17 protein-coding genes are annotated in these 22,489 nt (G+C 65.8%); 10 read left to right on the top strand and 7 right to left on the bottom strand.

Features of this window, described 5'->3' with window-relative positions; translation table 11 throughout:
* Window positions 1-155 precede the first annotated feature (155 nt).
* Window positions 156-1,526, bottom strand: a complete 1,371-nt coding sequence (locus tag HCH03_RS00080; RefSeq protein WP_221687888.1) for a dihydrolipoyl dehydrogenase family protein — start codon at window positions 1,524-1,526, stop codon at window positions 156-158.
* 360 nt (window positions 1,527-1,886) lie between these two features.
* On the opposite strand from HCH03_RS00080, the gene HCH03_RS00075 reads away from it, so the two are divergent.
* The 5 genes from HCH03_RS00075 (at window position 1,887) to HCH03_RS16205 (ending at window position 7,034) form a co-directional block, all read left to right on the top strand.
* The gene (locus tag HCH03_RS00075) at window positions 1,887-2,318 is read left to right on the top strand and encodes a universal stress protein (RefSeq protein ID WP_080143970.1); all 432 of its coding nucleotides are present in this window, start codon (window positions 1,887-1,889) and stop codon (window positions 2,316-2,318) included.
* 97 nt (window positions 2,319-2,415) lie between these two features.
* Window positions 2,416-3,273 carry a TIGR04282 family arsenosugar biosynthesis glycosyltransferase gene (locus HCH03_RS00070; protein WP_221687887.1) on the top strand — a complete coding sequence of 286 codons (858 nt, stop codon included), beginning with the start codon at window positions 2,416-2,418 and terminating at the stop codon, window positions 3,271-3,273.
* Window positions 3,274-3,654: 381 nt separating this feature from the next.
* The gene (locus HCH03_RS00065; RefSeq protein WP_221687886.1) at window positions 3,655-5,466 is read left to right on the top strand and encodes an MDR family MFS transporter; all 1,812 of its coding nucleotides are present in this window, start codon (window positions 3,655-3,657) and stop codon (window positions 5,464-5,466) included.
* Window positions 5,467-6,102: 636 nt separating this feature from the next.
* Entirely contained in the window at window positions 6,103-6,696 is a 594-nt protein-coding gene (locus HCH03_RS16210; protein WP_246599638.1) for a hypothetical protein, read from the top strand.
* Window positions 6,693-7,034, top strand: coding sequence for a DUF559 domain-containing protein (locus HCH03_RS16205; RefSeq protein WP_246599515.1), 342 nt, complete (start codon window positions 6,693-6,695; stop codon window positions 7,032-7,034). The genes HCH03_RS16210 and HCH03_RS16205 overlap by 4 nt, the downstream gene beginning before the upstream one ends.
* Window positions 7,035-7,553: 519 nt before the next feature.
* Here the strand turns inward: HCH03_RS16205 and HCH03_RS00055 are convergent.
* The 3 genes from HCH03_RS00055 to HCH03_RS00045 are packed head-to-tail and all read right to left on the bottom strand — an operon-like array spanning window position 7,554 to window position 9,723.
* Window positions 7,554-8,411: a TrmH family RNA methyltransferase gene (locus HCH03_RS00055; RefSeq protein ID WP_221687884.1), complete on the bottom strand. Its 858-nt coding sequence runs from the start codon at window positions 8,409-8,411 to the stop codon at window positions 7,554-7,556.
* On the bottom strand, window positions 8,408-9,052 hold the full coding sequence (locus HCH03_RS00050) for a cysteine hydrolase family protein (RefSeq protein ID WP_221687883.1): 645 nt from the start codon (window positions 9,050-9,052) through the stop codon (window positions 8,408-8,410). The genes HCH03_RS00055 and HCH03_RS00050 overlap by 4 nt, the downstream gene beginning before the upstream one ends.
* Entirely contained in the window at window positions 9,049-9,723 is a 675-nt protein-coding gene (locus tag HCH03_RS00045) for a Crp/Fnr family transcriptional regulator (protein ID WP_221687882.1), read from the bottom strand. Before HCH03_RS00045 ends, HCH03_RS00050 begins: the two co-directional genes overlap by 4 nt.
* A gap of 310 nt (window positions 9,724-10,033) precedes the next feature.
* Here HCH03_RS00045 and hcp point away from each other — a divergent pair, with 310 nt between their 5' ends.
* Window positions 10,034-11,695: a hydroxylamine reductase gene (hcp, locus tag HCH03_RS00040; RefSeq protein ID WP_246599399.1), complete on the top strand. Its 1,662-nt coding sequence runs from the start codon at window positions 10,034-10,036 to the stop codon at window positions 11,693-11,695.
* Window positions 11,696-11,737: 42 nt separating this feature from the next.
* On the opposite strand, the gene HCH03_RS00035 is transcribed toward hcp, so the two are convergent.
* Both HCH03_RS00035 and HCH03_RS00030 read right to left on the bottom strand, forming a co-directional pair.
* Entirely contained in the window at window positions 11,738-12,637 is a 900-nt protein-coding gene (locus tag HCH03_RS00035; RefSeq protein ID WP_221687881.1) for a VIT1/CCC1 transporter family protein, read from the bottom strand.
* Between the two features lie 164 nt (window positions 12,638-12,801).
* Entirely contained in the window at window positions 12,802-13,266 is a 465-nt protein-coding gene (locus tag HCH03_RS00030; protein WP_221687880.1) for a hypothetical protein, read from the bottom strand.
* Window positions 13,267-13,422: 156 nt separating this feature from the next.
* Between HCH03_RS00030 and mazG the strand changes: the two genes are divergently transcribed.
* From mazG to HCH03_RS00015, 3 genes are all read left to right on the top strand, one after another.
* A complete protein-coding gene (mazG, locus tag HCH03_RS00025; RefSeq protein WP_221687879.1) occupies window positions 13,423-14,418 on the top strand; it encodes a nucleoside triphosphate pyrophosphohydrolase in 996 nt (331 codons plus the stop codon).
* Window positions 14,419-14,512: 94 nt separating this feature from the next.
* Window positions 14,513-18,355 carry an EAL domain-containing protein gene (locus tag HCH03_RS00020; protein WP_368042392.1) on the top strand — a complete coding sequence of 1,281 codons (3,843 nt, stop codon included), beginning with the start codon at window positions 14,513-14,515 and terminating at the stop codon, window positions 18,353-18,355.
* A gap of 89 nt (window positions 18,356-18,444) precedes the next feature.
* Window positions 18,445-20,199 (top strand): FAD-dependent oxidoreductase, encoded by a 1,755-nt coding sequence (locus tag HCH03_RS00015; protein ID WP_221687877.1) that lies wholly within the window; start codon window positions 18,445-18,447, stop codon window positions 20,197-20,199.
* 285 nt (window positions 20,200-20,484) lie between these two features.
* Here HCH03_RS00015 and HCH03_RS00010 read toward each other — a convergent pair whose 3' ends face one another.
* A complete protein-coding gene (locus HCH03_RS00010) occupies window positions 20,485-21,282 on the bottom strand; it encodes a MerR family transcriptional regulator (protein ID WP_221687876.1) in 798 nt (265 codons plus the stop codon).
* A 255-nt stretch (window positions 21,283-21,537) separates the two neighbouring features.
* Here HCH03_RS00010 and HCH03_RS00005 point away from each other — a divergent pair, with 255 nt between their 5' ends.
* Window positions 21,538-22,284 carry a GTP pyrophosphokinase gene (locus HCH03_RS00005; protein ID WP_080143957.1) on the top strand — a complete coding sequence of 249 codons (747 nt, stop codon included), beginning with the start codon at window positions 21,538-21,540 and terminating at the stop codon, window positions 22,282-22,284.
* The last annotated feature ends 205 nt before the right edge of the window (window positions 22,285-22,489 follow it).

Raw genomic sequence — 22,489 nt, 5'->3', positions numbered from 1 at the left:
TACAATTACTGACTGTAACAATAGTGCGTACAGTTAACGCTGTCAAGGAGAAAAGGGATGATTCTCGAAAGAAAAGACCGTGCGGCCCGCGGAAGCCTGCGGGTCGCACGGTCGGCGCGGCGCGTTTGGCCGCGGCTGCTGCGGAGGATCGGCGCTTACTTCGCCACCTTGGCGAACAGGTTGTTCAGCTCCTCGGTGAGGGTGGGGTGCGTGAACACGGCATCGCGCAGATCGGCGGCGGTGAGGCCCTCGTCCAAGGCGAATTTCGCCAGGTTCACGATCTCGGGCGCGTCCGAGCAGTACAAGTGCACGCCGAGCACGCGGCCGGTGGCGTTGTCCACCACGGCTTTCATAAGCAGCGCCTGCTTGCCCAGCAGCGGAGCTTTCGGCATGTCCTTGGCTTCGAGCACGGCGGTGACCACGTCGAAGCCCTGGTCGCGCGCATCCTGCTCGGTGAGTCCCACGCGGGCGAAGGGCGGGTTGGCGAAAATGCACGACGGCACGGCGCCTCGGTCGTCGCGCGTGCGGCTGCCGTCGCCCAGCACGTCCGAAGCCGCTACGCGGTAGTCGTCATACGAGATGTAGGTGAACTGCCTTGCCTCCGTCGCGTCGCCCAAGGCCCAGATGTTCGGTGCGGTGGTGCGCAGGTGCTCGTCGGTGACGACGGCTCCGCGCTCGTCCGTTTTCACCCCGGCTGCATCCAGGTTCAGATCGGCCGTTGCAGGCCTGCGCCCGGTGGCAACGAGTGCGAAATCGCCGGGGATGCGTTCCTCCTTGCCGTCGATGTCGGCCACCACGAGCACCTGGGCCACGTCGTCGTCGATGCTCTTCACGTGCGCCCCCAGCGCAAGGCGGATGCCGCGCTGCTCGAAGTTCTCGCGCACGGCGCGTGCCACGTCGCGGTCTTCGTGGGGCAAAAGCTCCTCGCCGCCCTGCAGCACCGTCACGTCCACGCCGAAATCGGCGAACAGCGACGCGAACTCCAGTCCCACATAGCCCGCGCCCACCACGACCACGCGCTCGGGCAGCACTTTCACGTCCAGCAGCGTTTCGCTCGTGTACACGCGCTTGCCGTCCGCGCCCGGAATGTCGGGCAGCGCGGGCACAGAGCCGGTGTCGATGAACGTGCGGGCGGCTTCGATACGGCGCTCCCCGTCGTCCGTTTTCACGATCAGGTGGGTTGCGTCCTCGAAGGACGCCTCACCGTCGACGACCTCGATGCGCGGGTTGTCGGCGAGCGCGCGGTAGCTCCGCTCGCGCAGGCGCGCCGTGGCGGCGTTCTTCTCGTCGACCGCGGCTTCGTAGCGCTCGGAGCGCTCGGGGAACTCTCCTCCTTGAAACGCGCTTTCGGCGGCCGCGTGCACGAGCATCTTCGAGGGAAGGCAGGCCGTGTTGACGCATGCGCCGCCGTACATGCGGCTCGACCGCTCGATAACGGCCACGGTGAGCCCCGCGTTCGCCAAGTCCAACGCCAGCGGCTTGCCCGCTGCTCCGAATCCGATGATCGCCGCGTCCACCTGGTCCATGGTTCTTCCTTTCCTCGGGTTTGCCTTGCTCCTGCGCATCGAACGACGCTGATCGTGCGTGCGGTGTCGGGCGGTTCTCCCGCCGCGTCGCTGCAAGGCGCTTCGCCTATCATGTCCAATAGCGCCATCCTACGCCCGCAGCCGTTTTTGCCTGCCTGCAGGACCGGGTGTGCGTCGTGCCATAACCGAATCGTTGGCAAACCGCGATGCGGGCAGCGGCGGACGGGCTCATCGTCCAGCCGAATCAACCGCCTTCGAACAACGGCTCGCGCGGCCCGCGAAAACCTTTATACTGGTAGGTGAAGGAAGCTCGCAGGCGACAAGCGCGTTCGAACGGGGCGCGCGCGAAAGGAGCGCGACATGAAAATCAACAAGGTGCTCGTGGCCGTAGACGAATCCGAGGGTGCCAAGCGCGCGCTCGAAGTGGCGGAGGCCCTGGCGGCTCCCGCTCCCGACATGCATCTCGACCTGGTGTACGTGGTTCCCATCCCGCTGCTGGACGAATCGCAGACGGCGAGTTTCAAGGAGATCCTGGACATGATGATCTCCGACGGCGAGGACGTGCTTGCCAAGATGGAGGGCGACATGAGCGACGACGTCGCCGCGCGCACCGAAACGCTGCTGTTGACGGGCGTGAACCCGGCGACGGAGATCATCAAGCTCACCGAGCAGCGCGCCTACGACCTCGTGGTCATCGGCAATCGCGGCTTGAGCGGGCTCAAGGAGTACATGGGCAGCGTCAGCCACAAGGTGGTGAACGGCGCGAAGGTGCCGGTGCTCATCGCCAAGTAGCACAGGATGTGCGGGGCCGCGGGGGAGCGCACGATGTGAGCCGTGCGCGGCGGTTCCGCACGCGACGGCGTCTGCCGAGAGCAACAAGGAGGAAGGTTTGAGGGAACGCAAGAATGCGCTGGTGCTGTTCAGCAAGCCGCCGGTGCCGGGTCTGGTGAAAACGCGCCTGACCACGCTCAAGGACGGCGTGTTCACGCCCGAGGTGGCTTCCGCGCTGTACCATTGCATGCTGTTCGACGTGACGGAGATCTGCTGCGCGGCGATGGCCGACCTTGAGGCGCGGTCGGCCGAACGCGCCGAAGCCGAAGGCGTGCTCGACGTGTACGAGCTGATCATATCCACGACGCCGGCGTCGAACGTCGAGGTCATGCGCGATTTGTACCACAAGGCGGGCGCGTGGCCGCGCCCCATCACGTTCATCGCCGACGAGGGCTCCAGCTTCGACGAGCACTACAACCATGCGTTCGCGCAGGCGTTCGAGCGCGGCGCCGACGCCGTGCTGTCCATGGGCGCCGACATGCCGGCGCTTACGAAAGCCGACGTCATAGCCGGGTTCGACGCGCTGCACCGCTTGGACGGTATGCCGGGCGGCGGCATCGTGCTTGCGCCCGACCAGGAGATGGGCGTGTCGGTGATCGGCTGGACCCGCGAGACGGACTTCGACCACGCGGGCGTGTTCTACAACGCCGAAGGGCTCACCGTGCTGCCTGCCTACATCGCCAAGGCGCGCGAGCAGGGGCTTCCCGCGCTGTACCTGCCGCCTATCCCCGACGTGGACACCATGGCCGACCTCATGCACGCCATCACCGTGGTGGAGGCGCTGTGCTACTGCGCGAGGCACGACGACGTCACGCCGCCCTGGCGCACCGCCGACGCCCTCAAGCAGATGGGCTGGAACGAAGTGCGCGTTCCGCCGAACGACCTGCACGACCCGCGCGAGGAGATCGACCGGTAAGAGGCTCGCTGCAGCAGCGCGCCCCCTGTCATCCCGAGCGGACGCAACGGGGCGGGTCTCCTCTTGCCATCCTGAGCGGACGCAACGGGGCGGGTCTCCTCTTGTCATCCCGAGCGGACGCAAGGGGCCGCGCCCCCTTTTTTTGCCATCCCGAGCGGAGCGCGTAGCGCGCAGTCGAAGGATCCTCAGCGCAGGTTGCCTTCCGTTGCCGAAGATCCTTCGGCTGCGCGCCTTCGGCTCGCGCAGGCGCTTTCGCCGCAAGGGCCTTGTCCTTCCGTTCTCGAAACGCTGACGGCGCGTTTTCCAATGTAGGGTGCGGCGCGCCAAGCCAACCGTTTCGCCGATACTTGACGGCAGGTATGCAACGGCGAAGGAGCGGCTATGGAAGGCGTGGATCGAACGGGCGGCACGGCGGCTGACGAGGCGCGCGTGCGCGAGGCGGCGGAAACGGAGCGGGCGAGCGGTAGACCGGCTGGCAAAGCGGCTGATGGGAGCAGCGCTTCCGGCGGGAACGCGCCTGGTGGGAAGGTGCGCGACGAGCACGCGGCTGCCGGCAGATCCGAAGCCGCCAGTCCGTCGTCGGCCTCCCTGTCCGCACCCGAGCGCGCCGCGGCCGCCCGCGCCAGCGAGCTCGCGGCGGCGTCCGCCCGCCAAGGCGGCGTGCCGGCTGCCGAGCCCAAGCCCGAGCGCAAGCGCGGCGTGGCAGCCGTGTTCGCGGGCTTGCTGCTGGCCATGTTCGTGTCCACGCTGTCCGAGACGGTCACGGCCACGGCGCTGCCCACCATCGTGGGCGACCTGGGCGGCGTCGACCACATGCAGTGGGTGACGACGGCCTACATCCTGGCCTCCACCATCATGATGCCCATCTACGGCAAGCTGGGCGACCTGTTTGGACGCAAGTACCTGTTCATCGTGGCGCTGTCCGTCTTCATCGTGGGGTCGGCCACCTGCGGGCTCGCGCCCAGCATGGACGGGCTCATCGCGGGGCGCGCCGTGGAGGGGCTGGGAGGCGGCGGCCTCATCATCTTGGCGCAGGCCACCATCGCCGACATCATCCCGCCGCGGCAGCGTGGCAAGTACATGGGCGTCATGGGCTCGGTGTTCGCGGTATCCACCGTGGTGGGGCCGCTGCTGGGCGGCTGGTTCGTGCAGGTGACGGGCTGGCGCTGGCTGTTCGCGTTCAACATCCCGCTGGCGCTCCTGGCCATCGGGGCCGTGGCGTTCTTCCTCACGAATCCCGAGCGTCGCCAGGATCGGCCGCCGGTGGACGTGGGCGGCATGATGGCCATGGCCGTGTCGGTGTCGTCGCTCGTGCTGGCCACCGCGTGGGGCGGCACGCTGTTCCCGTGGTTGTCGTGGCAGATCCTCGGCCTGTTCGCGCTGTTCCTGGTGGCGGCCGTGGTGTTCGTGCTCGTGGAGCGGCGCGCGGCCGAGCCCATCATCCCCCTGCTTCTGTTCAAGAACCGCAACTTCGTGGTGTGCACCGTCACGGGAATGTTCATCATGCTGGGCATGATGGGCACGGTGTCGTATCTGCCCACGTACTTCCAGATCGTGGACGGTCTCGCGCCCGAGCAGGCCGGGCTCATGACGTTCCCCATGATGGCCGGCGTGCTGATCACGGCCGTGGGCACGGGCTTCCTGGCCACGAAGACGGGCCGCTACAAGTGGATGCCCATCGCCAGCTGCGCCGTGGCGGCCGTAGGCTTCGTGCTGCTGTCGCGCCTGACGCCGGACACGTCGCTGCTCGTGACGGGCGTGTTCCTGTTCGTGCTGGGCTTCGGCATCGGGCTCGGCCAGCAGATTCTCGTGCTCATCGTGCAGAACGAGTTTCCGCACGCCATCGTGGGCACGGCTACGGCGGCGAACAACTTCTTCCGCCAGATCGGCTCCACGCTGGGCGCGTCGCTCGTGGGCGCGCTGTTCACGTCGCGGTTGGCGGCGGATCTGGCCGCGCAGCTGCCCCGAACGGACAACATTAGCATGAACCGCATCACGCCGGAGTTCATCGACCACTTGAGCGGCCCCGCGCGCGACATCATCACCACCGCTTACTCCGACGCCCTCGTGCCCATCTTCCTGTACGTGGTGCCCTTGCTTGTCGTGGGCTTCCTCCTCATGCTCACCCTGAAGGAGAACCCCCTGGCCAAGAGCGTGAACCACACCGGCCACGCCTCCGACGACTCGCTGTAGGATGAAGGTATGGCTATGAGCCGGCTTTGCAGGGCCTTGCGTGTGCGTGCGGTTTCGTTTCTGCGCCCTTCGCGCGGGCGTGGTCTCAGGCTCGCCGTCGTCCGCGTTTTCCGGCTGGTCTCTATGCCATCATGAGGCTCGCCGTTGATCCCGCCAGTGCGTCTCGCCGTGCTGCCCTGTTAACAGTCCGGCGTTCCGCATTAAACTGCGACTCCGCGCAGATATGCGTTGCCGGCCATTCGCACACCGGCGTGAGGTCCGCTGTTAAACCAGCATTGACATTCCGCAAGCCAACGCATTGTCATCCTGAGCGAGCAAAGCGAGTCGAAGGATCCCGTGCGGTGCCAACCGAAAGCGCTTGCTGCTGTCGCTGCACGGGATCCTTCGACTGCGGCGGCTCGCGCCGCCTCCGCTCAGGATGACAACCTGGTTGGGTGCATGTCAACGGTGGTTTAACAGCGGAGTGTGAGGGCTTTGGCGCAAAATAACGGTTATGAACGATTTTCAATGATATCTGATGGTATATTCTGAAAAAACTGCAGGTCAGATTTTTCGCTTTAGCGAAAAATCGTTCATAACCATCCTTTTGTGCCAATGCAAAGATAACTGACAATGTAGGTAATATAATATGAGAGCATGAAACCGGTTCTGTGCCACATATCCGCGTTGGAATACTGGAGATCAGTGCGCGTCGGCTCGCGAAGCTTCCTTGCCGTCGACGATCCAAGACTCTATCTTGACGAGCCGCCCCGGAAAGGGGGACTTGCCGAGCCCGGCCCGTGGTGGCTTGCGCGCCCTCTCCACGTGCTCGTGTCGAAGGACTCCGTGCGTCGAACATCGAGCGAGGTGGTCTGCCATGTGGAAAGTGCAGCGCTCCCCGTCGGGTCCGTCCTCGACACGCAAAACGGCTTTTGCGTATGCTCGCCTGAGTTGTGCTTCGTTCAAATGGCCGCCGTGTGGGGGATCGAGAAACTCATCCAACTAGGCTTCGAGTTGTGCGGCACCTACGACACGACCAACGGTGACGTGCGGGAGTGTGCGCCGTTGACTACCGTCGACCGACTGGATGCATTCTTGGCGAGCCTTGGCCCTATGCACGGAAAAAAGAACGCGAGCTACGCTCTGCGCTATGTCGCGAACAATTCGGCATCGCCGCGGGAAACCGCGCTGGCTATGCTGTTGTGCCTGCCGTATCGAATGGGAGGATACGGTATACCGATGCCCCAATGAATTGTCGAGTCGACTTAGGAAAAAGGGAGCGGCGCATTGCAGGCAGAACCTACCTCGTCTGCGATCTTTACTGGCCGGAGGCCCGGCTCGACGTTGAGTACGATGGCGGCGACCATGTCGAAGTGGAGCGCATGGCGAAGGACTCGATGCGCCGAGATGCGCTGGTGTCCATGGGGATCACGTCGCTTTCGGTTACGAAGCAGCAGATCGATCACGGCGGCTCGTTGAACGGGATCGCGCACGTGATCGCCGAGCGGGTTGGGAAGAGGCTTCGGTACAAAGATCCCGAATTCACGCGTGTCAACATGAGGTTGCATCGGGAACTGCTCGGACGATAGGCGCCCAACGGGAAATACGAATATCCGCTTTGCGGCTTTCCGCTGATAAACCAATATTGGCATGCACCCGGCCAGGTTGTCATCCTGAGCGGAGGCGGCGCGAGCCGACGGAGTCGAGGGATCCCGTGCGGCGCCAGCCGGGGCGCATCCGGCTGGCGCCGCACGGGATCCTTCGACTCGCTCCACTCGCTCAGGATGACAACTCGTTGGCTTGCGTAGTGTCGATGGCGGTTTAACAGCGGATGCGGCTTGCCTTGGCACGAATTTACCGTTATGAACGATTCTTGTGCTGATCAAAAAATCTGACCTGGGATTACAGGAGGACAGTGATAAAGCAAGCAAAGAAAATCGTTCATAACGGTAAATTCGTGCCAGTACGCATACGGCACGCCGCTGCACCGGCATTCACGTAAACCCGTTCGAGCCGGATAGTGCCGGGTCGCTATCAAAGGCTATGCGAAAGGCGTGCCGGTTTCGACGCAACAGCAAGGAATATAGAAGGGTTTTGCAGTTTTGTCGCTAGCGTCGCAGCGCCCAGAAGGCTACGGCGCTGGCGGCGGCCACGTTCAGGGAGTCCACGCCATGCTGCATGGGAATGCGCACGGTGTAATCGCAGCCGGAGATGGTGACGGGGGAGAGGCCGTCGCCCTCGGTGCCGAACACGAGGGCCAAGCGCTCCTCGGCCGCCAGCCGCGGGTCGTCCAGCGACACGGAGTCGTCGGACAGCGCGAACGCGGCCGTGGCGAAACCCAGCTCGCGCAGTAGGGGGATGCCCGCCGTCGCCCATGCGCCGCTCGTGGCCTTGCGGGGGTCGGTGCACTCGCCGTCCTCGCCGATGCGCGTCCAGGGGATCTGGAACACCGTTCCCATGGACACGCGCACGGCGCGGCGGTACAGCGGGTCGTAGCACGAGGGCGTCACCAGCACGGCGTCCATGCCGAGCGCCGCCGCCGACCGGAAGATGGCGCCCACGTTCGTGTGGTTCGTCACGTTCTCCAGCACGGCGACGCGGCGGGCGTCGCGCACGACGTCGGCCACGCTCGGCAGCGCGGGGCGTCGGAACGCCGCGAGCGCCCCGCGCGTCAGCTCGAAACCCGTGAGCTTCGCCAGCTCGGCGCGCGGGGCGACGAACACGGGCGCGTCGGGGTTCGCGGCGGCCGCGCGCTCGATGACGGGCCGCAGGGCGTCCAGCCATTTCTCCTCCATGAGCAGCGACAGCGGCTGCATGCCGGCTTCGAGGGCGCGCTCGATCACGTTGCCCGACTCGGCGATGAACAGCCCCTTCTCGGGCTCCAGCCTGCTGCGCAGCTGCACGTCCGTGAGCCGCGCGTACGCATCGAGCCGCGGGTCGTCCAGCGTGTCCACGCGCACGATCACGGGCGCAGCCCCCGCACGGCGGCCGCCACCTCGGCAGACACGTCGCGCACGTTGTCCAAGCCGCGTTTGCAGAACTCCTCGCAGGTGATCATCTGCGCGCCGATGTGGGCCATGTCCTCGATGTTCGCAGCCTGCACGGCGGGCGTGCGCGATGAGGTGCAATCTTCGATGACGGCCACGTTGTAGTCGAGCGAGAGCGCGTCGTAGCAGGTGGTGCGGATGCAGTTCGGCGTGGTCGTGCCGGTGAGCACCACCGTGCCCACGTCCAAGCGGCGCAGCACGTTGTCGAGGTTCGTGTTGAAGAACGCCGAGAACCGCGGCTTCACGATCACGCGGTCGCCGGGTTGCGGGGCGAGCGGCGCGGGCTCGTCCAGCGAATGCGGGTTCGCGCAGGCCCGCGACACGGGCCGTCCGCCGTCGCGCCACGCGTCATGGCGCACCGCTTCCACGTCTGAGCCGTCTTCGGCGTACTCGCGCACCACGTGGAACACGGGCATACCCAAACTGCGCGCCCGGTCGAGCGCGCGCGAGCATGCCGGCACCGTGGCCGCCGCCCCCTCCACGCACAGCGCCGATGCCGGGTCGATGAACCCGTTCTGCATGTCGATGATGATGAGTGCCGCTTTTCGAGGATCGATCATAGCGCGCTTCCCTCCTTGAGCTCGAATTCGTTTTTCCGATAGTCCATGATACCTTCTTTTCTCATGCGCGACAGTTCGGCGCACATGGCGCTGCGGTCAACGGACAGGTAGTCGGCCAGCTCCTGGCGATCGAACGGGATGGAGAAACGGTTCGATCCGGCGGCTTTCGCCTGGTCGGACAGGTACGAGAGCAGTTTGGCGCGCGTTGTGCGCTTTGACGTGTGCTCGATCTTGCGGGTGAGCGCGTGCGTGCGCCGGGCCACGCATCCCAGCAGGTTGCGGATGAGCCGCGCGTGGAACGCGCACGAGGAAGGGCACATGGTGGTGATGCGGCGCAGGTCCATGAGCATGACAAGGGCGTCCTCGGCCGCCACCACGTTGATGTCGAGGGGGAGGTCGGGTTCGCAGGCGTACACCTCGGCGAACGACTGGCCGGGGCCGAACGACGCCAAGATCGCGCGGTTGCCCCAGTAGTCCTCGCGCTCCAGGCGCACCGATCCTTCCAGCACCAGACCCATGGACGTGGTCACGTCGCCCACGCGCAGCAGCGCATCGCCTTTGGGTATGTGCCGCTGCCGCACGTCCAGGCAGCCCAGCATGGCCTCGATCTCGTCGGGCTCGATGCCGCGGAACAGCGGCGAGCGCGCAATGAGAGGCAGGTGGCCGTCCATTCGTACTCCTTTGTTGTATATACAACGGAAACAACGAACCCATTATCGTAGAGTGAGCCCCGCAAGGCAAGCGACGGCGCGTGCGGCGGCCGTTCGGGAAAACGGGGCTGTATCAAAAGTCGCCAACGTACGCTCTTCGCGATCGCGCGGTAGGGCAAGGGCTCTGCCCTTGCCAGCGACCTGCGAAAACGTGCCTTGTCGGGCGGCAAGGGCAGAGCCCTTGCCCTACAGGTCCGGCGGAGCGGCGCGTTCGATGCAGCCCCGCCCTTTGAACGACGGCATACGGATGAGAGCGCGAGAGAGGACGATCATGAACGAGACGATGACGATGTTCTGCTTCCAGTGCGAGCAGACGGCGGGATGCTCCGGGTGCACCGGTGCGGCAGGCGCGTGCGGCAAGCAGGCGGGCACGGCACGCCTGCAGGACGAGGTGACGGGCGCGCTCGTGGGCCTTGCGCAGACGGTGCGTGCGGCCGGCACCGGCGGGGACGCTCGGCGCGCGGCGGACGATCTGGCGATGGAGGGCCTGTTCGCCACGCTCACCAATGTTGATTTCGACGATGCCGACCTGCGCGACCTCGTCGGGCGCGTGCGCGCTGTACGCGATAAGGCCGCAGGGGCCGGTGGCGTGGACGCCGCACCCGACTACGATCTCGACCTGCTGTGGAACGCGCCGGAGGACGTGCGCTCGCTCAAGTCGCTCGTGCTGTTCGGCTTGCGCGGGCTGGCGGCCTACGCCTACCATGCGGCGGCGCTCGGCTATCGCGACGATGCGGTGTCGTCCTTCCTGCACGAGGGCCTGGCCGCGCTGGCCGACGCCGAGGCGGACGCCGACGTGCTGCTGCCGCTGTCGCTCAAGGTGGGCGAGGTGAACCTGCGCTGCATGGAGCTGCTCGACCAGGCGAACACCGAGACGTTCGGCACGCCCGAGCCCACGGCGGTGGCGCGCACGGTGGAGGTCGGCCCCTTCATCGTGATCTCGGGTCACGATCTGCACGACCTCAAGCTGCTGCTCGACCAGACGCAGGGCCGCGGCGTGAACGTCTACACCCACGGCGAGCTGCTTCCCGCGCACGCCTACCCCGAGCTGAAGCGCTACGCCCACCTCAAAGGCAACCTGGGAACGGCCTGGCAGAACCAGCGCGTCGAGTTCGCCGACCTGCCCGCGCCCATCCTGTTCACTACGAACTGCCTCATGCCGCCGGCGGCCTCCTACGCCGACCGCGTATTCACCACGGGTCCCGTGGCGTACCCCGGCGCAACGCGCATCGGCGCAGACGGGGACGGCGGCAAGGACTTCGCGCCGCTCATCGAGCGCGCGCTGGAGCTGGGCGGCTACGCCGAGCCGCACGCGTTCGGCGCCACCGAGGGCGAGTCGGGCGAGAGCGACGGCAAGGGCGGCTGCGCGGCTGCGGGCGATGCGTCGGGCACGCTCACCACGGGCTTCGGGCACGGCGCCGTCCTCGGCGCAGCCGATACGGTGGTCGACGCGGTGAAACAGGGTGCCATCAGCCGCTTCTTCCTCGTGGGAGGCTGCGACGGCGCGCGTCCGGGGCGCAGCTACTTCCGCGACTTCGTGCAACAAGCGCCCGATGACAGCATCATCCTGACGCTGGCGTGCGGCAAGTACCGCTTCAACGATCTGGACTTGGGAACCATCGCCGGTTTGCCGCGTCTCATGGACATGGGGCAGTGCAACGACGCGTACGGCGCCATCCGCGTGGCCGTGGCGCTGGCCGAGGCGTTCGAGTGCGAGGTGAACGACCTGCCGCTCACGCTGGTGCTGTCATGGTACGAGCAGAAGGCCGTGAGCATCCTGCTCACGCTGCTGCACCTGGGCATCCGCGGCATCTACCTGGGCCCGACGCTGCCCGCGTTCGTGTCCCCCGGCGTGCTGGACGTGCTGGTGCGCGAGTTCGACGTGCGCCCCATCAGCACTCCCGAGGACGATTTGGCCGCAATCCTTTCGTAAGGCAATAGGTCCCAAAAGGTGCCTGCCCCTTTTGGGACCTATTTAGATGTCCACGCCCAGGAACTGCTTCACCAAGATGCCGATGACGAACGACAGCGCCGCCACGCCCAGGCTGATGCCGGCCATCTGGCCGAAGCGCTTCTTGAACGGCAGGTCCTGCGCCACCGATATGTAGTAGTTGAACACCACCAAAATCAGCAGCACGATGACCACCATGGTGCCCATGGCCCATAGATAGTGCGACTCGTCGAACAGCAGGTACGGCAAGATGAGCAGCGCCACCGTCACCACGTAGGCGATGCCCGTGTACGTGGCCGACTTGAGCGCGTCGGAGCGGCCCTCGCTCTTGGACGACAGGTACTCGCTCGACGCCATCGACAAGGTGGCCGCAATGCCGGTGATCAGGCCCGACAGCGCGATGAGGCGCGTGTTCTGCATGGCCAGCGTGAGGCCCGCCAGCGTGCCGGTCATCTCCACCATGGCGTCGTTCATGCCCAGCACCATGCTGCCCACGTACGACAGGCGCTCCTCGTCCAGCATGTCCAGCAGCGCCTTCTCGTGCGCTTCCTCGTCATCGCGGATTTCGAGCGCTTCCGGCGCTTCCTTCGCCAGCTCCTCGTACGATATCTGGGCCTTTTGCTCGCCCTTCTCCATGAGCTTGACGGCGAACGTGAAGCCGAATACGAGCGCGATGAGCGCGTAGCGGCGCACTTTGCCGCGCTGGGGGCGCATCTCCTGGCCGGTGTAGCGCTGCCAGATGCCCGCGTGCTTCGCCTCCTCGTCGGCGATGCGCAGAAGCGTGGTGCGGTTGCCCTCGTCCTTCGTGCGCGCGGCGATGCGGCGGTACACCGCGGCTTCTGTCACCTCGTTTTGCTGGAACGCGCGTATCTGCGCGAGCGCCGCCGGCGAAAGCGTCGGCGCGATCGTAGCGTTCTCGGTCATGTGCTTTGCTCCTCGATAGTCCCGTTGCGAACGACTCCCCAGTATACCGTGCAAAAGCCCCGACGGCCTTCTTAAGCGAAAACCTGAGAACGGGAAATCGATGATGCGGCACCGCAGACGAGGGCTGGCTTACGGACGGGGTTTCGAGGACCAAGAGCCCAAGGCTATGGGCGCCCGCCGTCGGTTGATCGCGCGCAGCGCCGATCGACCAGCAGCATCCATACGAACGCCGCCGCCATGAGCGCGAGCCCGGCGGCGTCGAAGGCGATGAAGCGCTCGATGGAGGCCGAGAGCGCTGCATGGCCGGCAGGCAGCGAGCAGCGTATCCACGCCTCGCCGATCAACCCCACGCACTGCTGCGCCAGCACCACCGCGTACAGCGAGCGGAAACGACGCGGATTCGCGATGACGGCGGGATAGGTGGCGTTCCACATGAGGAAGGCCACGCCCAGCCCGCGCACTGCGGCCGCGCCCGGCACGCCGGCCAGCTCGAAACCGCCCGCGTACGCCTCGGGCCGCAGCACGAACGACACCGCGCACTGCACGTTGATGGCGAACACGAGCGCCACGGCGACGCGCGCCGCGACGCCTGCCGCCTTTCGGCTCCGTGTCAACCCTCGCTTGTCCATTGCCCGCTGCCTTTCGCCTCTTGTAGGGAATCCTACAGTGCTCCGGTTCGCGCCGCGCGCTTCGCGTTCGTACCGTGACGAGTGTAGCGCATTCGCTCGCGCCTGCGGTGTCGAGCGGTATACTGCTTGCAGACCATCGGCTGAAAGGAAGCACCCATGGCGACCGAGCACGAGCGCATCGCGCCCACCGACCATCCCGCCTTCGACGACTTCGTGGCCACTATCGCGGCCTTGCGCGCGCCCGACGGATGCCCGTGGGACCAGGCGCAAACGCACCAGAGCATCGCGCACAACATGATAGAGGAAGCCTACGAGGCCGTGGACGCCATCGAGTCGAACGACCCGGCGCATCTGCGCGAAGAGCTGGGCGACGTGCTGTTGCAGGTGGTGCTGCAAAGCCAGATAGCGGCCGATGAGGGTGCGTTCGACATCGACGACGTGTGCGCCGACGTGAACGCGAAGATGATCCGCCGCCATCCCCACGTGTTCGGCGAGGCCCGCGCCGACAACGCCTCCGAGGTGCTCGACCTGTGGGACCAGGTGAAGATGGCCGAGCGCGCCGCGGGCGCAGAAGCAGCCCCTTCCACGGACGCAACGCCTGCGGAAGAAGGCGCTGCCTCGGCGACGAAGGGCGCTGCGGCGGACAACGTCGGCACTGCTGCGCCGAAAGGCCTGCTCGACGGGGTGCCCACGAGCTTCCCGGCGCTCATGCAGGCGCAGAAGATCTCGCGGAAAGCCGCAGCCGCCGGGTTCGAGTGGGACGCGCTCGACGACGTGTGGGACAAGGTGCGCGAAGAGGTGCACGAGTTGCAGGAGGCGTACGCGGAAGCTCCGAAGGCGGCCAACGGCAAAGTGGACGCCGGCGTGGCGGAAGGTGACGCCGATGCGGCCGAGCGGGCGGTGGCCAACGTGAAGGACGAGTTCGGCGACGTGCTGTTCGCGTTGGTGAACGTGGGTCGCCGCATGGGCGTGGATGCCGAGAACGCGCTGCGCTCCACCTGCGGAAAGTTCCGCCGTCGTTGGTCGTTCATGGAAGGGGCGGCGTGGGCCCAGGGCGTCTCTCTCGAAGAGATGGGCCCCGACGGGCGCGAGGCCCTGTGGCGCCAGGCCAAGGAGCTCGAGCGTCCCGAGCGGTCCGCACCGGGCCGCTAGGGGAGGGCCCGCCGGGCGATTAAACGAATCTTTGCAGGTCGTATTGATGGCGCTGCCCTCCCATAAGCGCTAAACTGTACCTCCGACATCAGGTATGCAAGTCGAGCGAGAAGGCGAGGAGGGCGATGCGTCCTGCATGGGAACTTGGAATCGCAAAAGGCTCGTCGACAAAAGAAGAAGGCGGGGGGGGGGGCTCCCAGCCTCGTCTTCCGATCATGATGCGCTCTCGGGGCTGCTGAGCAGAAACGGGTTCGGCAAGCGGGTCCGCACCCTCTTGGACAGCCATCCCGGTGAGCAGTACGTGCTCGTATACGGGGACATCGATCGCTTCAAGGTGTACAACGACCTGTTCGGCACGGCGATGGGCGATCGGCTGCTCTCGGATATCGGCGGCATGATACGCGACGTGATGCCTTCGGGAGCGGTGGCCGCCCGGTTGCGCGCCGACCATTTCGTGTGCTGCTGTCCGAGCTCTTCGTTCGATCCCGATGCGCTGCTCGCCCGGTTCGACGAATGGTTCTCGTCCTATCGCGACGACTTCACGTTCTTCGTGCGCTTGGGGCTGTACGCCGTCGACGACCCCTCGCTCGACGTCAGCCTCATGTGCGACCGCGCGCTGCTCGCGCTTCGCTCCGCAAAAAGCGGCTACGTGGGAAGCAAGTACGTGCTTTACGACGAGGGCCTTCGCTCTTCGGTGCTCAAGGAGCAGGAGCTTGCCGGGGAGATGATCGTGGCCCTGGAAAACGGCCAGTTCGTGCCGTTCTTCCAGCCTCAGTACCGCTATGCCACGGGGCGCATGGTGGGGGCGGAGGTTCTGGCCCGGTGGAACCATCCCGTAAAGGGTTTGTTGGGCCCTATGGAATTCATCCCCGTGTTCGAGCGCAACGGGCTCATAGCCACGTTCGACTTCTACATGTGGGACCAGGCGTGCCGCTGTCTGCGCGCCTGGATAGACGAACGCGGCGTGCAGCGCGTGCCGCGCCTGTCCGTGAACTTGTCGCGCGCCGACATCTACTGCTCCGACCTGTGCCCGTACCTCACAGGCCTGGTCGAGCGCTACGACGTTCCCCCCGACCTGCTGCACCTGGAGATCACCGAGAGCGCCTACATGGAGGCCCCCGAACAGCTTATCGACGTCGTCACGAAGCTGCGCGCGGCCGGCTTCACCGTGGAGATGGACGACTTCGGCAGCGGCTACTCGTCGCTCAACACGCTGAAGGACGTGCCGGTCGACGTGCTGAAGCTCGACATGGGCTTTCTCGACGCGCATGCCGGCGCGCGCGGCGGCCTCATCCTCGCCTCCGTCGTGCGCATGGCGCGTTGGCTCGACCTGCCCACCATCGCCGAGGGCGTCGAAACGCGCCAGCAGGCCGCGTATCTGGCCAGCGTGGGCTGCGAGTACATGCAGGGCTACCTGTTCTCGAAACCCGTGGACCGCGCCGCGTTCGAAAGCCTGTTCGACGAGCTGGACGCCGAAGACGTCGACCGCCCGCGCGCCGAAATGCTGCGGGAGGACGTGACGGAGTTCTGGGACGCCGAATCCCAGCTGGCCCTCATATTCAACGGCTACGTGGGCGCCGCGGCCATTGCGGAGTACGACGGTCGCTCGCTGGAGCTGGTGCGCCTGAACGACGAGTTCGCGGAGCTGTTGGACATAGCCGAAAACGACGAGACCGCCGCCCTTCTGCGCAAGGACCTCGTCTCCGTGCTTTCCCGCGAGGATCGCGATGCGCTATGCGTGGCATTGCGCCGTGCAAAGGATGGCGAGCCGGACGCTGCGTGCGAATTCCATTACCACAGCGGGCGGGGCATCGGCCGTTGGGTGCGCCTTCGCTTCCGTCTGCTGTCGCGGATGGGCGACACGTGCATCCTGTACCTCATGGGGGAGGAGGCCACCAAAGAGCAGGCGCTGCGCGACCGGCTGGCGGCCACGACGAGCTCTATACCGGGAGGGCTGCTGTTCTACGAGGTGGACGAAGACGGCCCCCGCGTGCTCGACTTCAGCGATGCGGCCGCGGAGCTCGCCGGCTGCACGCGCGAGGAATACCTGAGCTGGGCGAAGTCCGGCACGGCTGCCGTCGTGCTCGAAGACGACCGGCCCCTTGTCGAAGCCGCGCTGGAAAGGCTGCGCTCCGGAGACCGGGGCGCGTCGTGCACGGTGCGCGTGAAGCACCGGACGGAGGGGCATCGTTGGGCGCACTTGTCGGCATCGGTGGTGTACCGCGACGAGGACGCCTTCTTCGTGGTGGTCGTGGCCATCGACGTAACGGCCGAGAAGAGCAACGAGCTCAGGCTTCGCACGCAGAACGAAGCCCAGCGGCGCCTTTACGACGCCATCCCCTGCGGTATCGTGCGTTACACGGCCGACGCGCATCCCCGCATCGTGTCCATCAACAGCAAGGCCTGCGACATCATGGGGTACGAGTCGATGGAAGAGTACCTCGCGCTGTCCGACGGCGACGCGCTCGTGCCCATCTACAAAGACGACGTTCCCCGGCATCGCGAGACGATAGCGATGCTCACGAACGGGGCCCCTCCCGTCGATTTCCTGTATCGCTACTATCGGCGCGACGGGTCGGTCGGATGGATCGAGGGGACTTCGGCGCTCGAGGCGATGACGGAGGGATCGCCGCTCGTGCAGAGCGCGTTCATCGACGTGTCGGACAAACAGCAGCAGCGCCACGAACGCGACCTGCAACGCTACGCGAAGGTGCTCTGCTCGGTGTACGACGAGATATTCGAATTCAACCACCAGGGCAACCAGTACCGCATGCTGTACTCCTCCAAGCGCCCCGACGCGAGTGGCGCCGTGCTTCCGCTCGACGAGGCGTTCGGCCGGTGGATGCGATGCCTTCCCGATGCCGTGGAGCGGGCCGGGCTGCGCAAGACCGCCGAAGAATGCTGGAAGGGCGATGGAAGAAAGCCGTCCACCTGCACCTACAAGGTGAGCACGGACGAAGAGGTCAGATGGTGCCAGAGCACGTTCGTCCGGGTTTCCGATGCCAGCCTGCTGTGCTGCAACAAGGACGTGACGGAGCGCATGGCGACCGAAGGCCGCAAGCAGGCGTGGCAGGACGAGCGCTATCGCCTGCTCAGCGAGATGACCCACAAGATCAGCTTCGACTACGACTCCGACACCGACACGGTGCTGCTGTACATCGACCTGACGGGCAACGGCACCGAGGCCCAGATCATACCCCGTTACTTGGAGACCCTCGCCAGCTCGCGCAGCGAGGTGATCCATCCCGACAGTTTGGACGACGTGCGCCAAATGTTCGAGGATGCCCGCAGCGGCGCGGACAAGGTGAGCGTGGAGTACCGCGCCGACTATTACGGGCGCGGCTTCGCGTGGTATCGTGCCAACCTGTTCGTGGCGCACGACGAGGCGGGGGCTTGGCATCTGGTGGGGCTCATCGAGAACATCGACGACGAGCGCGAGCTCCGCTACCGCGCCGAATACGACGCAACCACGGGCCTGAGCAACCATGCGGCAACGCAGGATTTGATCACGGCCGCGCTGGCGGACTCCGATGTGCGGGGCCATAGCGTGTGCGTCGTGCTGGACATAGACGACTTCAAGCTGGTGAACGACAGCAGCGGCCACATGGAGGGCGACGCGCTGCTGCACACGGTAGGTTCCGTGCTGCGCGCGAACTTCCGCGAAAGCGATGTTTTGGGACGCGTGGGAGGCGACGAGTTCGTGATGCTGCTCAAGCAGATCGACCTCGATGTGGTGCTGCGCAAGCTCGAGCGGGTGCGAAACCAGATATCCTCCACGGCGGTGCCGGGCTTGGACCACGCGCCGTCCATCAGCATTGGCGTCTACGCCACCCGCATGGACGACCAAACCTACCGCGATGTGTTCGTTAAAGCCGACGAGGCCCTCTATCAGGCGAAACGAATGGGAAAGAACCGCATTCAGGTGCATCGCGGCTAGCGTTCCCCCCAAAACCCTTGACCTTCGACATGGTTCAGGCCTTACCGTGAGAGCAGCTTTTCAACCACAAGGGGAAAGGGAGGCTCATCATGGAAAAGCAGGGCAACGAGGGAATCCAGACGAACGAGATCGAGCAGGTCGCCGTCGAGGCGGCCGCGGAGACGGCGCCGAAGCGCGGCATCGACCGTCGCGGGTTCTTGAAGGGCGCGGCGCTGTCGGCGCTCGGCATCGCCTCGGCGGGCGCGCTCGCGGCGTGCGCGCCGCAGCAGAACGGCGGCAAGGAAGCCGACGCGGCTGCCGGCGCGCAGGCGTCCGACGACAAGCCGTTCGCAGCCGAGGAGACGGTGGACGCCGACGTGGTGGTCGTGGGTTGCGGCGCGGCCGGCTTCATGGCGGCGCTGCGCGCGGCCAAGGGCGGAGCGAAGGTGGTGGTGCTGGAGAAGGGCGAGAACATGGCCGCCCCGAACGGCATCTACGTATCCGGCCCGTTCGCCGTGGGCACCGACGTGCTGCAGAACAAGCCCGGCGGCACCACGCTCACCGTCGACGACGCGTTCACCCACGTCATGAACTACTCGCACTGGACGCCGAATCCGGCTCTCATGCGCCGCTGCCTGGAGACGTCGGCCGACGCCGTGGCCCAGCTCGAGGAGATCGGCTACACGTTCGAGGAGAAGAACTTCCGCTTCGAAACGCCGTTCATGGGCGAGAAGGGCGGCTTCCACGCCATCATGAACGCGTCCGACGAACGCGCGACGCTGTGGGAGGAGGCGCTGGCCGCCAACAACGTGGAGGTGCGCTTCTCCACCGCGCTCGTTTCGCTGGTCACGGGCGACGACGGCGCCGTCACCGGCGTGAACGCCGTGGAGAAGGACAAGAAGAACATCGCCTTCAACGCCAAGGCCGTCATTTTGGCGGCGGGCGGCTACCTGGGCAACCGCGATTTGCAGGAGCGCTTCCTGCACACGCGCAAGCTCAACGTGGCGCGCGGCGGCGACTCCATCTGCACCGGCGACACCATCCTCGCGGCCGAGAAGATCGGCGCCGCGCTGGAGAAGACGTACGGCTATTGCCCCTGCGAGTACGGCGGAACGCATGCCGACGCCACGCGCCCGGCCAAGCAGGACAAGTTCGACCAGAACACCGCGTTCAAGTTCGGCCTGTACGGCTGCCTGCTGGTCGACGCCGAGGGCAAGCGCTTCATCAACGAGGGCCTGTTGTGCGACTACCCCATGAGCTACGGCTCCGAGCAGATCCTCAAGAACTCGCCGTGGTACGCCGTGGTCGATCAGGCCTACGTGGACGCCATGACCACCGAGGGCCTGTACAACTACACCACGGCCAAGGGCGCCACCGAGGAAACGTGGTTCATCGGCAACTACTTCAAGGACCGCATCCTCACGAACCTGCCCGCCGACATCGAGGAGGGCGTGAAGGAGGGCTGGTGCTTCAAGGCCGACTCGCTGGAAGAGCTGGCCGAGCACTTCGGGCTCGACGAGCTGCCGGAAACGGTGGCCCAGTACAACGAGTACTGCGCCGCCGGCGTCGACGCCGAGTTCGGCGCGAACCCCTGGTACCTGTCGCCCGTGGCCACGCCGCCGTTCTACGTGACCGAGAACGAGCCCAGCGCATGGAGCACGTTCGGCGGCGTGCGCATCGACGACTGCTGCCGCGTGCTGGCGGCCGAGACGAACGATCCCATCCCCGGCCTGTACGCGGCCGGCACCGACGCGGGCAGCCTGTACTATTCGCCCTACTACGACATCCCCGGCTACTGCTACGGCCTGTGCATCGACTCCGGCTACATCGCCGCCGAAGAGGCCGTGGCCGCCCTCAAGGCGTAGGCGTTTCCTCCCGGTAAGACAACTCTCATAGGCCCCGCCGCCCTTTTCGCCAAGGCGGCGCGGCCTCCCCTCCAAGCGCTGCCCCGCCGACTCTCCTCTTCCCTCCGTCGGCGGGGCAGCGCGCGTTCCGAACGATCCAACGGAAGGCCGTCCTCAAGCGGCGCAAAACCATGTGTTTTCGGTGGCCTCCCCGTAGGGCAAGGGCTCTCCTCGCCGGCTACCTGCGACAACACTGCTTGTTGAACGGCAAGGACAGAGCCCTTGCCCTACGGGGCGTGCCTGTCCCTACCGCACGGGCACGAACAGCGTCTCGATGTCGCTGCCGTTGCCGTCGAGGTTCAAAAACGACGGGAACAGTATCGTGTCGCCGCGCAGCTCGTAGCCGTGATCGTCCAAATAGGCGAACAGGTCGGCGAACGTCTCCTTGCGCACGCTTTCGGCCCGCGTCACGCGCCGGCGGAACCGGACGCATTTCCCCAGGCACAGATGTCCGAGGTGCGCCGGGTCGACGCCCTCCAGTCGATGCGCCTCGCTCTCGGGCATGGTTATGACGTAGCTGGGGTCGAGCGCGTCGCCGGGCGCTTCGAAGTCGCGTTTGGCGATGATGCGCGCGCAGCTGGTGATGCTCAGCAGATCGTAGAACAGCGCGATCTCGCGCTCGTTGTCCACCGACACGCCGAAATCGCGCCCCTTCGACGCGCTCACGTACACCTGGTCCGGCGCGTCCATGAGCGTGAACGCGGCCTGGCCGCCTCCGTCTATCAGCTCGAGCGCACTGTCGATCTTCGCCAGGCGGTAGCGCAGCAGGTCGGCTTCGCGCAGCAGCTTCGCCTGCTGGTCTTCCAGCGAGCGCTTGAACTCGTCGGTGCCCTGCTCGGCGTCGAGCATGGCCACGGCCTGCTCCACGGTGAACCCGTACTGCAGCAGCACGCGGAACGCGTTCGAGCGGAACGCGTCCTCGGGCGAGAACACGCGGTAGCCGTTCTCCTCGCGGCGCGTGGCCAGAAGGCCGTGCTTCTCGTAGAACCTGATCTTCGACGGCGGCAACCCCGTCATCGCCGCGAACTCCTTGATGCGGTACATTGCGAATCCCTCCCTCGCGCCGGCGTGCCGGCGGTCGTCCCCGCGAGCAGCATACCACAGGGCGAGGGAGCGGAGGGAAGCCGGTGCCGTCGGGCAACGCACCGCCCGCATCGCCGCGTCCGCAACGTCTGCTGCGTCGCGCCCGCTTAAGGCATCTGGTGATTTGCGCGAGATTGCGCAGGGGGTCTGCGCCCTGCACCTGCGGGGCGTTATCATGAATCGGAGCACTGCCATCATTGCCAAGGAGCCTACACCATGCCAGACGCATCGCAGCAGCCGCCGTTCGACCATCGCCTTGTCGTGGGGGAGGCGCAGGAGGAGACGGACGAGCGCCCTCCCTTCAGCGTCACCGACGATTTGCGCGAGCCCATCGACGAGCTCACCCGCCTCAAGGACATGGAGGCGAAGACGCGCGAGATCATCCAGAAGTACCAGGCCGCCATGCGCGAGATGGAAGTGCGTTTCGAGATACTCGACCAGGACCTCAACCTGAAGAAGCACCGTAACCCCATCCACCACGTGGAGTCGCGCATCAAGAAGCCGGCGAGCATCTTCGAGAAGCTGGGGCGCTACGGCAAGGAACCCACGCTCGAGAACATGGAGCGCTACATCATGGACATCGCGGGCGTGCGCGTGATCTGCTCGTACATCCACGACGTGTACAACCTGCTGGAACTTCTGCGCAAGCAGGACGACCTCACCATCGTCACGGTGAAGGACTACATCGCCAATCCCAAGCCCAACGGCTACCGCAGCCTGCACGTCATCGTGCGCATCCCCGTGTACTTCCTGGACAACAAGGAGCTCATACCCGTGGAGGTGCAGCTGCGCACCATCGCCATGGACTTTTGGGCCAGCCTCGAGCACGACCTGAAGTACAAGGCCGTGAGCGAGGTGGAGGGCATCGATTCGCGTGACGAGCTGAAGGACTGCAGCCGCATCATCGAGGACGTGGAGGCCCGCATGCAGATCTTGGCCCGCGCGCTGGAAATGGACGACTAGGCGAGACCTGCCAACCTGTCATCCTGAGCGGAGCGCGCCAGCGCGGAGTCGAAGGATCCCGTGCGGCACCAGCCGAAAGCGCTTGCTGCTGGCGCCGCACGGGATCCTTCGACTCCGGCGGCTTGCGTCGCTCATCGCTTCGCGACGCCTCCCTGCGCCCGCTCCGCGTGCTCGGGAGTGCAACAGTCCACTGGACTGTTGCATG

The sequence above is a fragment of the Gordonibacter massiliensis (ex Traore et al. 2017) genome, from assembly GCF_019731765.1.
GTDB classification, from domain to species: domain Bacteria; phylum Actinomycetota; class Coriobacteriia; order Coriobacteriales; family Eggerthellaceae; genus Gordonibacter; species Gordonibacter massiliensis.
The sequence above is the reverse complement of the archived record's forward strand: the minus strand, read 5'-3'. Positions and strand labels throughout refer to the sequence as shown.

Excerpts from the sequence above, each read along its gene's own strand:
- HCH03_RS00080 (WP_221687888.1), bottom strand. The coding sequence starts at position 1,526 with ATGGACCAGGTGGACGCGGCGATCATCGGATTCGGAGCAGCGGGCAAG.
- HCH03_RS00075 (WP_080143970.1), top strand. The coding sequence starts at position 1,887 with ATGAAAATCAACAAGGTGCTCGTGGCCGTAGACGAATCCGAGGGTGCC.
- HCH03_RS00065 (WP_221687886.1), top strand. The coding sequence starts at position 3,655 with ATGGAAGGCGTGGATCGAACGGGCGGCACGGCGGCTGACGAGGCGCGC.
- HCH03_RS16210 (WP_246599638.1), top strand. The coding sequence starts at position 6,103 with ATGAAACCGGTTCTGTGCCACATATCCGCGTTGGAATACTGGAGATCA.
- HCH03_RS16205 (WP_246599515.1), top strand. The coding sequence starts at position 6,693 with ATGAATTGTCGAGTCGACTTAGGAAAAAGGGAGCGGCGCATTGCAGGC.
- HCH03_RS00050 (WP_221687883.1), bottom strand. The coding sequence starts at position 9,052 with ATGATCGATCCTCGAAAAGCGGCACTCATCATCATCGACATGCAGAAC.
- HCH03_RS00045 (WP_221687882.1), bottom strand. The coding sequence starts at position 9,723 with ATGGACGGCCACCTGCCTCTCATTGCGCGCTCGCCGCTGTTCCGCGGC.
- hcp (WP_246599399.1), top strand. The coding sequence starts at position 10,034 with ATGAACGAGACGATGACGATGTTCTGCTTCCAGTGCGAGCAGACGGCG.
- HCH03_RS00035 (WP_221687881.1), bottom strand. The coding sequence starts at position 12,637 with ATGACCGAGAACGCTACGATCGCGCCGACGCTTTCGCCGGCGGCGCTC.
- HCH03_RS00030 (WP_221687880.1), bottom strand. The coding sequence starts at position 13,266 with ATGGACAAGCGAGGGTTGACACGGAGCCGAAAGGCGGCAGGCGTCGCG.
- mazG (WP_221687879.1), top strand. The coding sequence starts at position 13,423 with ATGGCGACCGAGCACGAGCGCATCGCGCCCACCGACCATCCCGCCTTC.
- HCH03_RS00020 (WP_368042392.1), top strand. The coding sequence starts at position 14,513 with ATGCAAGTCGAGCGAGAAGGCGAGGAGGGCGATGCGTCCTGCATGGGA.
- HCH03_RS00015 (WP_221687877.1), top strand. The coding sequence starts at position 18,445 with ATGGAAAAGCAGGGCAACGAGGGAATCCAGACGAACGAGATCGAGCAG.
- HCH03_RS00010 (WP_221687876.1), bottom strand. The coding sequence starts at position 21,282 with ATGTACCGCATCAAGGAGTTCGCGGCGATGACGGGGTTGCCGCCGTCG.
- HCH03_RS00005 (WP_080143957.1), top strand. The coding sequence starts at position 21,538 with ATGCCAGACGCATCGCAGCAGCCGCCGTTCGACCATCGCCTTGTCGTG.